General features: G+C 66.6%; 6 protein-coding genes. 1 reads left to right on the plus strand and 5 read right to left on the minus strand.

What is annotated here, in order from left to right:
* Positions 1–15 precede the first annotated feature (15 nt).
* The 3 genes from F8S13_06425 to F8S13_06435 all read right to left on the minus strand — a co-directional run bounded on the left by F8S13_06425 (position 16) and on the right by F8S13_06435 (position 9,547).
* Positions 16–1,230 carry a glycosyltransferase gene (locus tag F8S13_06425; GenBank protein KAB8144502.1) on the minus strand — a complete coding sequence of 405 codons (1,215 nt, stop codon included), beginning with the start codon at positions 1,228–1,230 and terminating at the stop codon, positions 16–18.
* 3 nt (positions 1,231–1,233) lie between these two features.
* On the minus strand, positions 1,234–2,574 hold the full coding sequence (locus F8S13_06430; protein KAB8144503.1) for an NAD-dependent epimerase/dehydratase family protein: 1,341 nt from the start codon (positions 2,572–2,574) through the stop codon (positions 1,234–1,236).
* A gap of 352 nt (positions 2,575–2,926) precedes the next feature.
* Complete coding sequence (locus F8S13_06435) at positions 2,927–9,547, minus strand: type I polyketide synthase (protein KAB8144504.1); 6,621 nt, start codon at positions 9,545–9,547, stop codon at positions 2,927–2,929.
* Positions 9,548–10,572: 1,025 nt separating this feature from the next.
* On the opposite strand from F8S13_06435, the gene F8S13_06440 reads away from it, so the two are divergent.
* A complete protein-coding gene (locus F8S13_06440) occupies positions 10,573–11,961 on the plus strand; it encodes a PAS domain-containing protein (GenBank protein KAB8144505.1) in 1,389 nt (462 codons plus the stop codon).
* On the opposite strand, the gene F8S13_06445 is transcribed toward F8S13_06440, so the two are convergent.
* Together F8S13_06445 and F8S13_06450 are read right to left on the minus strand one after the other, a co-directional pair.
* A complete protein-coding gene (locus F8S13_06445) occupies positions 11,958–12,632 on the minus strand; it encodes a response regulator transcription factor (GenBank protein KAB8144506.1) in 675 nt (224 codons plus the stop codon). The genes F8S13_06440 and F8S13_06445 overlap by 4 nt on opposite strands.
* Positions 12,629–14,662, minus strand: a complete 2,034-nt coding sequence (locus tag F8S13_06450) for a sensor histidine kinase (protein KAB8144507.1) — start codon at positions 14,660–14,662, stop codon at positions 12,629–12,631. The genes F8S13_06445 and F8S13_06450 overlap by 4 nt, the downstream gene beginning before the upstream one ends.
* Positions 14,663–14,725 lie beyond the last annotated feature (63 nt).

The raw sequence follows: 14,725 nt of genomic DNA on the forward strand, positions 1-14,725 counted from the left end.
CCTCGCGTATTCGCCCTAGCGCGGCGGCAGGCCGCCCAGGTCGGCCAGCGGCTCGCCCCGCTCCACAATCGTCGTCGTGCAGTCGGCGTTGATCCGAAAGCGCCGCCCGCGCCACATGATCTCGCTCGTGGCCCAGCTGTGGATGAACAGCGGCAGGCGGCACAGCTCGTAGAGCGGCGCGGCCCACAGGTAGCGCAGCGCCAGCCCACCCTCGGTGCGCAGCGCGGCCACCAGCACCGCCGACACGCACGAGAGCGTGAGCGCCAGCCCGCTGAGAAACAGCGCGGGCGGGATGTGCTTGCCCCGCACCAGCGCGAGCGCCAGCGCCGCCAAGGCCCACCACAGCAGCATGTCCAGCAGGTCGCGGATGGCCGACTTGAGCGGCCAATAGTGCCGGATGATCACCTTCCAGCGATGCATATGCTCCCACCAGCCGCCGAAGGTGTCGTGGGCGTGCGTGATCTGCACTGGCTCGCCCAGCAGGTGCACGCGGTAGCCGCTGGCCTGGATGACCCGCGAGAGCGGGATCTCGTCGCTGATATTGCGCCCGAGCTGCTCTAGCCCGCCGCCATCCACGATCGCCTGCTTGCGCAGCACCATGCTGGTGGCCACCGCGCCATCGAACATGCCCAGCATGCACACCGGCGCGATCCGCAGCACCAGCTCGTTCACGGCCACCGCCTCCAGCGCCGCAGGCCAGTCGCGCGCCCCCGAGACCGACTGGCCGCTAAAGGCCAGGCCGACCCGCTCATCCTTCAGCGCGGCCACCGCGCTGCGCAGGTAGTGCGGCGGCACATGGGCGTCCGAGTCGCTGAAGGCTACGATCTGGTGGCGGCTATGCTGCAGGCCCGCGATCATGTTCTTGAGCTTGCCTACCGAGCGCGTGTCGAGCCGATCGCTGAACACCAGGCGCACGCTGCGCTGCGGGTAGGCCGCGATCACCTGCTGGATGATCGGCACCACCGGGTCGGCGGGGTCTTCCACACAGAACAGCACCTCGTACTCGCTGGGGTAGTCCTGCTCGCAGAAGCTGCGGAAGTTGGCCAGCGCATCCTGGTCCACGCCCTTGGTCGGCTTGATCAGCGAGACCGGCGGCGCGTAGTCGTTCGGCGGGAAGGCCCGGCGGTAGCGCGCGAAGTACAGCCAGGTGAGCGCGTGGCAGAGGATGAGCCAGAGCGCGGAGAGCGCGGCCATCCCCAGCAGGGCGCGGTGCAGCAGCTCAAGGGCCATGGCTTAGACCCCTCGGCTCATGGCCTGCTCGCGCGGGCGGGGCATAAAGCCCTGGCGCACAAAGTAGGCGAAGTAGGTATCCAGCAGCTCGGCATCCAGCGGGGCGCAGCGGATGTCGCTGCCCGCCAGGTGGTTGACGGCCTGCGTGTCGTCGAAGGCGGCGATGCCAAAGCTGCTCTCGGCGCGCTTGAGCATGAACAGCGGCAGCAGCGCGTAGCTCGCGCTCTCCAGCGACTGCCCCGATCCGGCCAGTAGCTTGGTGCGCCAGGCCTCGTAGGGCATTGAGCCGACCAGGTAGCCCGCCCCGATCATCCAGTCGATCAGCTCGCGGGCCGTCAGCGGCTGGCGATTCACCAGGTGGAACACATCGCTGGTGCGCTCGGGCAGCAGCGAGAGGTGCACCATGCCCTGGCACACGTAGTCCGCCGGGGTCATGTCCACGGTCATATCTAGCTCGGGGCCGTAGCCCAGCTCCACCCAGCTCTTCAGCCACTTCGACATGAAGTCATCGACATTGCCGACGCCGCTGGCGCTGTGGCCGGTGATCATGCCGGGGCGGTAGACGCACACCGGCAGGCCACGCTCGCGGGCCATGGCCATCAGCTTCTCGCTCACCCACTTGGTCTGGGTGTAGCCGCCGTAGAGCTGGCCGCCGTGGTCGAGGCTGTGCGACTCGGTGATCGAGGTGGCGGTGTCATCCAAGATCGGGAAGATCGACAGGGTCGAGATGTGGTGCACCGGCTTCACCACGCGCTCGCAGGCGAAGCGCAGCACCTCTTGCGCGCCCTGCACGTTGGTGTCGGCCAGCCGCTCGTAGGGGAAGATCCAGTTGACGTAGGCCCCGTTGTGGTAGACGATCTGCACCTGCTCGGCCAGGGCCGCGTACTGCTGCGGGGCCATGCCCAGCTTGGGCTTGGCCAGGTCGCCCAGCACGGGTACGATCCGGGACTGCTCGTGGGCGTGGTCGCTCAGGCCGTGGCCCACCAGGTTGTCGATCACCCGCCGCAGCCCGGCCTGCTCGCTGTCGGCCCGCACCAGGCAGTAGATGGTGGCCTGGGTGCGCGCCAGCAGCTCATCCAGCAGGAATGCGCCGAGAAATCCGGTGGAGCCTGTCAGGAAGATGCTGTGCGGCGGCCCCGCCGGGGCGTGGGGCTTGCCCGCCGCCTGGATGGCCGGGTCGAGCACCGCATATTGTTCAAGCTGGTCGGTTGTCACCGCAAAGCTATCGGCGTTGGCCAGGGCCATCAGGTTCTTTGCGCTGCTTCGCTCTTTGAGCATCCGCGCTAGGATGGCGCGTTTCTCTTTTGGCGAGAGACCGAGCAGTTCTTCCGGTGAGTATTTCATGCAGACTCCCTTTGGGATCGGTCGTTTTGTTCTGCAACGATGGACAGACAGGTAGCAGGAGGATGTTTCCGCTTCTAGAATCTTCCCGGATCGTTCTAGAAACTTTTTTCCGCTTCTAGAATCTTCCCGGATCCTTCATGGAAACATTCTTCCGCTTCTAGAATCCTCCCGGATCCTTCATGGAAACATTCTTCCGCTTCTAGAATCTTCATGAAAGGTGTCCGCATTGGGTTTTGGATTCCAGGAACACCCCTGAGCCAAGCAGCATGCTGCCGCACCATCGCGGGAACCATGCCAGGAAAGCGTACATCGAGGTGGCGCAGCGGCTGCCGCGCCACCCCGTTTCGACCAGCTACTTGTCGTCGATCATTGAGCTGAGCATCGCATCGACTTCCTCGTCGCTCATCTCCTCGACCTCGGCCTCGCTGGCGATCGCGGCCTCGGCCGTGGCCTCATCGGCGGGCAGCTGCTCCATCAGCACATCGGCCAGCTGGGCCACGCTGGGGCCTTGCAGCAGCGTGGTGACCGGCAGGCTTAGCTCGATGGCGGTCTCGATGCGGTTCTTCAGCTCCACCGCCATCAGCGAGTCGATACCCATCTTGTTGAGCGGCAGGTTCACATCCAACTTGGAGCTGGACGTGCGCAGCACCTTGGCCACCTGCTCCAGCAGGAAGGTCTCGACCATGCCTCGGCGTGCCGAAGGCTCGGCCTGCAGCAGCTTCTCCTGGGTCAGGCCGTCGGTGCGGCGCTTGGCCGCCGCATCGCCGGTGGACTGCTGCTCGGCGGCGATCACCGAGAGCATCGGCGAGTTGTAGGCCGCCAGCACCTTGGGCCAGTCCATCGTCACGCCCATGATCTGGGTGGGGTTGCGCTGCATCATCTTCTCCATCAGCTGCACGCCCTGCGCGGGGCTGAAGGGCAGCACGCCCTGCTGATCGAGGTTCTGCGCGCGGTCGCTGCGGATGGCCAGGCCCACATCGGCCCAGGCTCCCCAGTTGATCGCCATCCCCGGCAGGCCCAGCTCGCGGCGGTAGGCCGCCAGCGCGTCGAGGAACGAGTTACCCGCCACGTAGTTGGCCTGGCCCGGCGAGCCGAGCACCGAGGCGCAGGAGGAGAAGACCACGAAGTAATCCAGCTCGTCCTTCAGGGTCAGCGTGTGGAGGTTCCACGCGCCATCCACCTTCGGGGCCATCACGGGCTTGAAGCGCTCGGGGGTGAGCTGGACCAGGATGCCGTCATCCAGCACGCCCGCCGCGTGGAAGATGCCCTTGAGCGGCGGCAGCGTGCGCCGCACCTCGGACAGCAGATCATCGACCTGCTGGGTATTCGAGATGTCGGCCTTCATCACCACCACGTTTGCGCCGCGCTCCTCGATCTTGGCGATGAACTCGGACGCCGCCGCGCTCGCGCCGCTGCGCCCGACCAGCACCAGGTTGCGCGCGCCCGCGTCCACCATCCACTGCGCCACGCTCAGGCCCAGGCCGCCAGCGCCGCCGGTGATCAGGTAGGTGGCGTTCTCGGGGAAGCTCACGTTCTTGGCGGGGGCGACGGGCAGGACATCCTCGTCCATCGTCAGCACCACCTTGCCGATGTGCTTGCCCTGAGCCATAAAGCGGAAGGCCTCGGGGGCCTGCGAGAGCGGGAAGTGGCGCATCGGCAGCGGCTCGATCTCGCCCGCGTTGAACAGGGCGATGATCTCGCGCAGGAAGCGCGCCCACACATCGGGCCGCGTCACGAACATCTGGCCGAGGTCGATGGTCATAAACGAGATGTTATTCTCAAGCTGGTGCATACCCAGCTGGCTGTTCTTGACAATATCGACCTTGCCGATCTCTAGGAAGCGCCCGCCGGGGGCGAGCGTGGCCAGACCCTTGGGGATGAAGTCGCCCGACAGCGAGTTCAGCACCAAGTCTACGCCGCGCCCGCCGGTGATCTCCATCACCTGGTCGGCGAAATCGAGCGAGCGCGAGTCCATAATGTGCTCGACGCCCTGCGCCCGCAGCAGCGCGCGCTTCTCATCCGAGCCTGCGGTGGCGAAGATCTCGGCACCGGCCTGCTTGGCCAGCTGCACGGCGGCCTGGCCCACACCACCGGCGGCGGCGTGGATGAGCACCTTATCGCCCTTCTCCATGCGGCCAAGGTAGGTGAGCGCGTAGTAGGCCGTCAGGAAGGCCACAGGGATGGTGGCGGCCTGCTCGGCGGTGAGGCGGTCGGGCTTGCGGGCCACCAGCGTGGCGCTGGTGGTGACATACGAGCCGAAGCAGCCCGCCGCGATGCCGATCACGTCCTCGCCCACCTTCACATCGGTCACGCCCTCGCCCACAGCCACCACGGTGCCCGCGCACTCCCAGCCGATGTCCATCGCGCCCTTCATCACGGGCGGCAGCATGTCCATCGCGATCAGCACCTCGCGGAAGTTGAGGCCAGCGGCCCGCACGCGAAGCTCGACCTCGCCGGGGCCGGGCTTGCGCCGCGCGAAGCGCCGCAGCGTGAGGTTGTCGAGAATACCCGGGGTGGTGATCTCCAGGCGGAAGGCATCGTCGAAGGTCAGCTGCTCGCGCTGGGCCATCCACTCATCCGCCGAGCTGCGCACGATGCGCGGCACATAGCGCTCGCTGCCGCGCAGGGCCACCTGATCCTCTTTGCTCTCGCCCCAAAGCTCGGCGTAGAGCGCATCCACCTCGATCTCGCTGGGCGCGTAGCTCAGGTCGACCTTGGTGCAGTGCAGCTCGGGGTGCTCGACCCCGGCCACCTTGCCCAGGCCCCACAGCGGGGCCTGCGCCACCGACACCAGCTCGCCCGGCGCGCCCGCCGCCTGCGATCCAGCCGTGACCACCCAGAGCTTGGGGAAGACGCTGCTGCCGCTGGCGGCCAGGGCCTGGATGAGCTTCATCACGCAGAAGCTGCCGCGCTCGTTGACCCGCTGCATGTCGGCCAGCACCAGGCTCTCGGACGCGGGGGCATCCAGGCTCCACAGGTGCATGATGCCGCGCCAGCCCTTCTGGCCCTCGGGCAGCGCCTCCTTCACCAGCTTGGCAAACGAGTCTGCGTCGGTCGGGTCGATCAGGTAGGTGCCGTCGGACACCGTGTCGCTCACCACCACGCAGGTCTCGCCGCGCTCCTCCAGCTTGGCCTTGATCTGCTGGGCCACGCCGCCCTGGTCGGCGAACAGCATCCACGCGCCGGGCTTGGCGGCCTTGGCGGCCTCGGGGGCCACCAAGGGCTGCTGCTCCCAGCGCGGCTCGTAGAGCCAGTCGTCCAGCTTGGGCGCGCTGGCGGCCGCCGAGCGCTCCAGCTTCATCGCGCGCAGGCCGCGCACCTCCATCACCAGCGCGCCCGACTCGTCGAGCAGGAACACGTCGCCCTCGACACAGTCGTCGCCCATGTCGGCGCTGGACTGGTAGAAGGCGTGGCCCCACACGCCGCTCTCGCCGGGGCTGCCGTAGAGCTGGATGCCGCCGAGGTGGACGGGCAGGTAGGTGCCGCCGCCGGTCTTGTCGGCGTCGCCCAGCATCGCGCCCGCCAGGATCTGGAAGCAGACATCCAGCAGGGCCGGGTGCACCTGGTAGCCGTGGCCCTCGGCCTTCACCGCGTCGGCCATGGTCAGCTTGCCCAGCGCCTCGCCGGGCTGCCAGGCGATCTCATCCACGCCCTGGAACATCGGGCCGTACTGCAGGCCGCGCGCATCCATCGAGGCGTAGAACTCGGGGCGCTGGATGACCTGGGCGCAGCGCTCGCGGATCTGGGCGATGTCCTCCGGCTCGCGGCTGGGGGCGATCGCGCCCACCGGGGCCACGCGGATGAGGCCAGCGGCGTGGCGGGTCCAGGTCGGCTGCTGGCCGGGGGCGCTGTCCTGCATGCTGTAGAACTCGAAGGATGCGCCGCCCAGCGTGTTGGGGGCCACGATCAGCTGGATGCGGCGGCTGCCCTGCTCGGGCAGGAACAGCGCCTTCTCGAAGTCGACCTTCTCGACCTTGTGTGAGCCGGGGCCGAAGGCCTCGGAGGCTGCCGAGAGCGCCATCTCCACATAGGCGGCGGCGGGCAGCACGATCGCGCCCTGCACGCGGTGGTCGGTCAGGTAGGCGAAGTTCTTGAGGCCCAGGCTGGTCTCCCACAGGAAGTGGCCAGCCGACTGGGCCGAGTGCATGTGCTGGCCGATCAGCAGGCCCTTGGCGTTGGCGCGGCGTCCGTCGCCTGCGGCGTCGGCGTCGGGGTTCATCCAGAACTTCTCGCCCTGCCAGGGGTAGGCCGGCAGCGGCACGATCTCGCCGCCCGCCGGGTAGAGCCGCTGCCAGTCGACCGGGTAGCCCATGGTGTACAGCTCGCCCAGCGAGCGGAGCATGAACGCGCGGCCCTCGCCCTCGCGGATGGAGGGCAGCACCTTGCCGCTGCGGCCCAGGAACTTCAGGCTCTGCTCGATCGCGCTCATCACCACCGGGTGGGGGCTGATCTCCAGGAAGATCTCGTGGCCGTCATCCAGCAGCTTGTGGATGGCCGAGGAGAACAGCACGGGGTCGCGCAGGTTGTGCACCCAGTAGTTCACATCGAAGTTGCTGCCGTCGGTGATGCTGTTGGTGACGGTCGAGAACATCGGGATGGTGCCAGCGCGCGGCGCGACATCCTTCAGCGCCTCGGTCAGCTCGGGGATCAGCGGGTCGACCTGCGGGCTGTGCGAGGCGTAGTCCACCTTGATGCGGCGGCAGAACACGTTGCGCTGGTCCAGCTCGCTCATGATCTTGTCGAGCATGTCGGTGTCGCCCGAGAGCACGGTGGAGACCGGGCTGGTGCTGACGCCGATCGAGACCAGCTCGGAGTACGGCTCGATCAGCTTCTTCGACTCTTCGAGCGAGAGGCCGACCACCATCATGCCGCCCTTGCTCGCGCCGTTCTTGTTCTTCACAATCTTGCTGCGCATGCAGATGATCCGGGCCGCGTCCTTCAGGCTGATCGCCCCGGCCACGTAGGCCGCCGCAACCTCGCCCATGCTCTGGCCCACCACCGCATCCGGCTCAACCCCCCACGAGCGCCACAGCTCGGCCAGGGCCACCTGGGTGGCGAAGATGAAGGGCTGGATGACATCCACCTCGCTGAGCCGCGACTGCGACTCGTCGGCCATCACCTCGTCGATCAGCGACCAGTCGACAAACTCGCGCATCACTGCGTCGCAGCGCTCGATCGCGGCGCGGAACACTGGGTCCCACACCAGCAGGCGGCGGCCAAGGCCCACCCACTGCGAACCCTGGCCCGAGAAGGCGAATACCAGCTTCTTGCGCTTCTCGCCGATCCAGCGGCTGGTGGGCGTGCCCGACTTGGCCTCCTCGCTCTCCTCGCTCAGCAGCAGGTCGATCTGCTCGACGAAGTCGGCGGGCGAGCGCCCGACCAGCGAGAGCCGGTAGTCGTGGTGGGTGCGGCGGGCGCTGGCGGTGTAGCAGATGTTGTGCAGCGAGGCGGCCTTCTCACCCTCCTGGAAGAATGTGCTGTACGAGCGCGCCAGGCCCAGCAGCGCATCCTTGCTCTGCGCCGAGAGCGGCAGCAGGTAGGCCGGGTCGTGCACCACCGTGGGGCGGTCGGGCGGCGGGGCCAGGCGCTTGGCCTCGGGGCGCTTCACCGCCGCCGGGGGCAGCGCCGACATCACGATGTGGGCGTTGGTGCCCGAGATACCGAACGAGCTGACGCTGGCGTAGGGCGTGGGCGTGTAGCCGGGCCACTCGGATGTCTGGGTGTTGATCTGCACGGGCAGCTCATCCCAGGGGATGTGCGGGTTGGGCGTGTTGAAGTGCAGGCTGGGCGGGATGACGCCATGCTTGAGCGCCAGCGCCACCTTGATCATGCCCGCGATGCCCGCCGCGCCCTCGGTGTGGCCGATGTTGGTCTTCACCGAGCCGAGCAGGCAGGGCTGGCCCTCGCGGCGACCCTGGCCCAGCACCTTGGCCAGCGCCTGGATCTCGGTGGGATCGCCCACGCTGGTGCCGGTGCCGTGGGCCTCCACATAGGCCACGTCGCCGGGAGTGATGCCAGCCACGCGGTAGGCCTCGGCGAACACCGCCTCCTGGCCGGGCTGGCTGGGGGTCATCAGCAGGCCGCCGCTGTTGCCGTCGTTGTTCACCGCCGAGCCACGGATCACCGAGTAGATCGGGTCGCCATCTTCCAGCGCGGCGGCCAGCGGCTTCAGCACCACCACGCCCGCGCCATCGCTGCGCACGAAGCCGTTGGCGCTGGCGTCGCCGAACTTGCAGCGGCCATCCGGGGCCAGCATGTTGGCTCGTGCGAAGCCCATGTAGGTGTTCGGCCAGAAGATCAGGTTCACACCGCCCGCCAGCGCCAGCTTCGACTCGCCGGTCCAGATGCTCTGGCAGGCCAGGTGCACCGCCACCAGCGAGGACGAGCAGGCGGTGTCCACCGTCATGCTCGGGCCCTGGAAGCCCAGCGCGTAGGAGAGCCGCCCCGAGAGCACGCTGTGCGCGCTGCCGCTGGAGACGTAGAGGTCGATGCCGTTGATGTCGTCAAACAGGATGTTGCCGTAGTCGCTGTTGCACAGGCCCATGAACACGCCCACCGACACATCCTTCAGGCGCTCGGGGATCTGCCCCGCATCCTCTAGCGCCTCCCACGAGACCTCCAGCAGCACGCGCTGCTGCGGGTCGATCGTCTCGGCCTCGCGCGGCGAGATGCCGAAGAAGTAGTTGTCGAAGCGGTCGACCTCGTCGATGAAGCCGCCCCAGCGCGTGGCCATTTTGCCCGGCGTGCCAGGCCGTGGGTCGTAGTAGTCGTCGATCTTGAAGCGGGTGCTGGGAATCTCGCTGATCGTATCAACCCCATCCAGCAGCAGCTTCCAGAACGCCTGCGGCCCGTTGGCCTGCGGGAAGCGACAGCCAAGCCCGATGATCGCAATCGGCTCGTGGGCCGCATCGCCAGCGCTGCGCTGGCTAGCCCCTGCAGAGCGATCTTTCCCGTTCTCGTGCACATGATCCATAGGGCAGACTCCTTCTCCTTACGGTGAAACCGGACTACGAAGGAATGAAAGGGCTTGGGGGAAGGGGGCCAGGCTTTGGCACAGGGGAATATGGCCTGCGGCGGCGCGCGCGGCCAGAAAAACCCATAGCAAAGCGGACACCCCCAGCGCTAGGACGATACATGACAACGGCCCACCACACTGTGGGCCACACATGCACTCCCTACGTTGGAAAGTGTCCGCGCCTTACCGCCGCAGCTGATGGCCCGGCGGCTCGTATGAACACGACGCTGCGTTCAACTCGCTGATGTATTCGCCGATGTAATTTCGGGTTGTGCGCTTGTGAAAGTTGCGATTTGATAAGTGACTATAGTAAACCAGAAAGGCGGTGGGACTGTCAACGGAGAAATCCCGCCCACATGGTAGGGATAGCCCGCCCGCCCGTTGGGGGGGTGAGGCTTGCCATGGGAGAAGGATCGCGTGTATACTATGCCTAGCGAAGTAATCTACTGTAACGTCCATCACCCTTTGCAGAGCCATATATGGGAGGTTAACACCCCACTATTTTCAAAACACGGGTAGCGAAAATAAACGTGCACTACTAAGGAGGGGGGAGCATCCCCCCCTACAGGAGGGAGACAGCACGGCTATGATCTTCTACCATAGAACTACTTTCTCTTAACCAAGCACCATAACGATAGCGCCTTGGCCATGACAGCCAGCTGGCATCGTAGCACCACCTGACAGCGGCAATACATCCCCGCCTTATTCTGTTGGGTGATCATTTCTACAACTCATACACAGCTAGCACATTGCCAAAAACAGTTTGCTTTTGGTATTTTCGGATTCTTCGCGATATCACCATCATCTTAGCTATACGTTCATAAGATATAGATATTGGCATATTATCCCGCAATATGTCATATCCCAGGCGTAGATGAACAAAATACCACCCAGTAAAACTCGTCATTGCGTAGAAGTGCAAGGGTGTTTCTCGCGAGGCCGCGACCCCAGGCCCTCTTCACACCTACGCCAAGCATGTAGGAATGCTCGGTCGAGAACATATCACCTGGCGGGGCAACGGGATGCCCGCCCCTGCCATAAAAGGAGCGAACACCAAAACATCCCATCCTCAATCCAATACCCTAACAATTTCTTGGAGCGTTGTGCAGAGAAGCAAACGAGTTCACTTTGAACGAGTGTTGCTTTTTTCTTTGTGTAGCCGGGCCGAACTGCCAGAGCTATCGCGCAGATTCGGGCCAATCAGCGGTCGCAGCGCGCAATGTCGGGCGCATGTACCCTGGCAAGGTAGAACCATCATCATGACAGCACTACCCTATTCAGCCCAGCCCCATAGCCCGCACGGCTTCCAACAGAGCTACAAGCAGATCGCCCGCCGCTGGTACGAGCTACTAGGCGGCGCGCCCAAGGCCGCCACTGGCACAGAGCAGCAGCTCGAAGCGCTGCTGCTCCGTGCCTGCAAGGCCCTTCAGTCCGACGCGCACGATGACGCCGAGCCATACGCCATCGGCGTCAAACTGGTGGAGCTTGGGTTTCACCAGCCCGACAGCGCCAAAAAGAGCGCCGCGCTGTTTCAGCAGCACGCGCCGAGCCTGCTGCCCATGCGCAGCGAGTCGCGCACGCTCTCGAAGCTGCTGCTCTTCCAGAGCGCCTTCTTCGAGGGCTTCGCCTCGGGCATGCGCAGGCACATCCTCGACGAGCAGCGCCATATCACCTCGGTGTTCCTAGGCCGCCAGCGCCAGACCGAGCTGTACCTGCGCACGCTGCTCACCCATACGCCGGTGGTGCTCTGCGTGATTGACAGCGCGGGCGTGATCAGCTTTATCGCCGGGCAGGCGCTGGCGCTGCTGAAGGTGCAGCCCGAAAGCCTGATCGGGCGCTCGGTCTACGACCTGGCCTACGATTTCCCCGACCTGATCGGCTTCATCCACACATCGCTGCATGGCGCAGAGCGCACCTCCAATGTCGAGATCCGCCAGATCCGCTTCAAGGTGCGCTGCATCCCCACACGCGATGCCAGCCACACGCCCACCGGCGTGATCGGGGTCGCAGTGGCCGAGCACGACCAGCAGGGCGCCAGCACGCCCGACGAGACCTACGAGCAGATGTTCTCGCTGCTGAACGATATCGACCACGCCACGCTGCCCCGGCCCGAGCGCCAGCGCGACATGCCCGAGCCAGCCCACCTGACCGAGCCAGCCCACCTGCCAAACGACGCCGAGGCCCAGCTGGCCCCTGGCGAGCGTGATCTGCTGCAGATGCTGGCGGCAGGCAAGACCAATCGGCAGATCAGCGACCAGATGTCGCTGAGCGAGAAGGCGATCGAGAAGCGGCTCACCAAGCTCTACCTCAAGCTCAACGTGAAGTCGCGCACCGAGACGATCGCCTGGGCGATCACACACCATCTAATCTAGGCCGCGCTCGCCGCCTCCAGCAGGTCGTCAGGGTGGATCAGGCCGTAGCGCACGGCCAGCAGGGCCGCCTGGGTGCGGTCCTCCACCCCCAGCTTGCTGAGGATGTCGCGCATGTAGCCCTTCACGGTGTGCTCGGTGAGCGAGAGCGCGGCGCTCACCTCTTTGTTGCTCATGCCGCGGGCCACATACTGCAGCACCTCGCGCTCACGCAGCGTCAGATCGCCCAGCGGGTCGCTCGGCGGAGCGACGCGGTCCATCAGGCGGCGCGCAATATCGGCGTGCAGCTGCGGCTCACCGCGCGCCGCGCCGCGGATGGCGGCCAGCAGCGCGCCGCCGCCCATCTCCTTCAGCAGGTAGCCGCTGGCGCCGGCGCGCAGGGCGGCGTAGAGCCGCGCATCGTCGCGGTAGCTGGTCAGCATCAGCACCACCATGGCGGGGTGCTCGGCGCGGATGGCGCTGAGCGCGGCGATGCCATCCATCTTGGGCATCTCGATATCGAGCAGCACCACCCTGGGCAGGCACTTGCGCACGATCTCGATCGCCTCCTCGCCATTGACGGCCTCACCCACCAGCTGCATGTCCTCCTCGCCGCCGATCGTCAGCTGCAGCCCCAGCCGCACCACCTCGTGGTCGTCGGCGATAACAATGGTGATCGGATTCTCTGCACTCATACTGCCCTCCGTAGACTGATGATGATCCGGGTGCCCTTGCCTGGCGACGAGGCCACGCCCAGCGCCGCGCCCACCATGGCAGCCCGCTCGCGCATGCCGCGCAGGCCCATGGTGGCGCGGCCCGCCGACTGCGGGTCGAATCCGCAGCCCTCGTCGGCCACGGTGATGGTGATGCCATGCGGCTCGGCCTCCAGCCAGAGCAGCGCCGAGGATGCCCCGCTGTGCTTGGCGGTGTTGTGCAGGGCCTCACGCACGATCTGGCGTAGCTCGTGCACGTGCGCGCTGGGCAGCAGCGGGGCCTGGTCGAGCCGCGTCGCGATAGCCAGCCCGTGCTGGCGCGCTATCTGGCTGGCGCAGGCCGCCAGCGCCGCTGTCAGATCGGCGCGGTCCTCGGCGGGGGTGCGCAGCTGCACCAGCAGCTCGCCAAGCTCGCGCTGGGCGCGCACCACCAGCTCCTCCTGGGCCAGCACCGCCCGCGCAGCCTGCTCGGGGTTGCGGCCCAGCATGCTGTGGGCGGCGTGCAGCCCCAGGCCCACGCTGAACAGGGTCTGCTTGACCGAGTCGTGCAGGTCGCGGGCGATCCGCTGGCGCTCATCCTGCGCCACCAGGGCGCGCTGCTGCGCCAGCAACTGGGCCGATCGGGTGGCCACGCGCTCCTCTAGGTCGTCGTTGAGCGCGGCCAGCTCCTCGATGGTGGCCGCGTAGGCCATGGCCAGGGCGGCCTGCTGGGACAGCGCATCCAGCTGCTGCAGCTCCTGCTCGGTGTAGCTGGTGCCGCTGGCCCGCCGGTCGAGATCGTAGCGCGCCAGCACCTCGCCGCCGATCCGCAGCTCGGTATGCCAGCCGTGCTCGTAGCGCTGGTGCGCGCCTACCGGGCCTGCGCCCAGGTGCGCCCGCAGCGCCCCGATCTGCTGCGGCAGATCGTGCACCAGCAGCCGCTCGATCTCGGCCCGCGAGACCACCAGCGTCAGCTGGGCGCGGGTCGCATCGATCGCCTCGCGGAAGATCTGGCGCTCGGGGTAGAAGGTGCGGTCGATCCACTCCTGGGCGCGCTGCTGCAGGGGCGAGAACACCGCCGCCGCCCCAAACAGCACCATGATCGTGGTGGCGATCCGGAAGGGCGGGCTTATCTGGCCCAGCAGGCGCGTGAGCGCGGCGGTGAGGCCAAAGTACACCGCCACCAGCGCCGCCGACACCAGGGTGTAGCCCATGGCCCGCCGCAGCGCCGAGTCGATGCCGAACAGATCGTGGCGCAAGATGGTGTAGGCCACCGCGCCCGGAAAGCACAGCTGGGTGAGCAGGATGAGGTCGGTGTTTATCTCCACCTCGATCACGCGACCCACAATGCGCAGCACGATCGGCGAGAGCGAGAGCACCAAGCTCAGCAGCATCAGCCGGGCCTGCTGGGCCATATGCTGCTGCGCGGCGGTGGATACGCGGGTGGCATCGATCAGGTTGTAGGCGGCGTAGCCCAGCAGCATGATCAGGAGGATGATCAGCGCGACCGCGCAGCCTAGGCGCTGCGACGAGGGCGGCACGGCGATCGCCAGCCCCAGCAGCAGGAGGGTGGACGCATAGACGCACGGCATCAGCCAGCGCGGGTGCCTGATCGCACGCGGGTAGTAGAGCGTCAGGTGCAGCAGCAGCGGCGCAAGCAGCACGCCGTTGGTCAGACGCAGGATGGCCGACAGCGGCACGTTCTGCTGCATCAGAAAGAGGAATAGCGGCGGGTGCGCGGTAACAACCTCGGCGGGCAGCAGCCCCAGCGAGGCCGCCATCAGCACCGCATAGCAGCCAAACAGGCTGGTGGCCATGCTGGGCCGCAGTAGCGCCAGCAAGATGCCGGTGAGCAGCGTCGAGAGCGCCACCACCAGCGATACCCGCTGGGTCAGCGGGGGGTCGATCGCCAAGATCCAGCCCGCCGCCACGGCATCGACCAACACCACCAGCGCCAGCGGCCAGAGCACATGGTAGTGCGGCGCGCCCGGTCTCCACGGCGCGGTATCGAGGGTCATCTGTGCCATCGGCATTCTCCTTGCGGGCTTGGGGTGATCGCCATGACTATAGCATCTCGCAACTCGCGCTGGCAGCCC

This window comes from Chloroflexia bacterium SDU3-3 (genome assembly GCA_009268125.1).
GTDB lineage: Bacteria > Chloroflexota > Chloroflexia > Chloroflexales > Roseiflexaceae > SDU3-3.

Coding starts and splice junctions, on each gene's coding strand:
- F8S13_06425 (KAB8144502.1), bottom strand. CDS start 1,230: ATGGCCCTTGAGCTGCTGCACCGCGCCCTGCTGGGGATGGCCGCGCTC.
- F8S13_06430 (KAB8144503.1), bottom strand. CDS start 2,574: ATGAAATACTCACCGGAAGAACTGCTCGGTCTCTCGCCAAAAGAGAAA.
- F8S13_06435 (KAB8144504.1), bottom strand. CDS start 9,547: ATGGATCATGTGCACGAGAACGGGAAAGATCGCTCTGCAGGGGCTAGC.
- F8S13_06440 (KAB8144505.1), top strand. CDS start 10,573: ATGCTCGGTCGAGAACATATCACCTGGCGGGGCAACGGGATGCCCGCC.
- F8S13_06445 (KAB8144506.1), bottom strand. CDS start 12,632: ATGAGTGCAGAGAATCCGATCACCATTGTTATCGCCGACGACCACGAG.
- F8S13_06450 (KAB8144507.1), bottom strand. CDS start 14,662: ATGCCGATGGCACAGATGACCCTCGATACCGCGCCGTGGAGACCGGGC.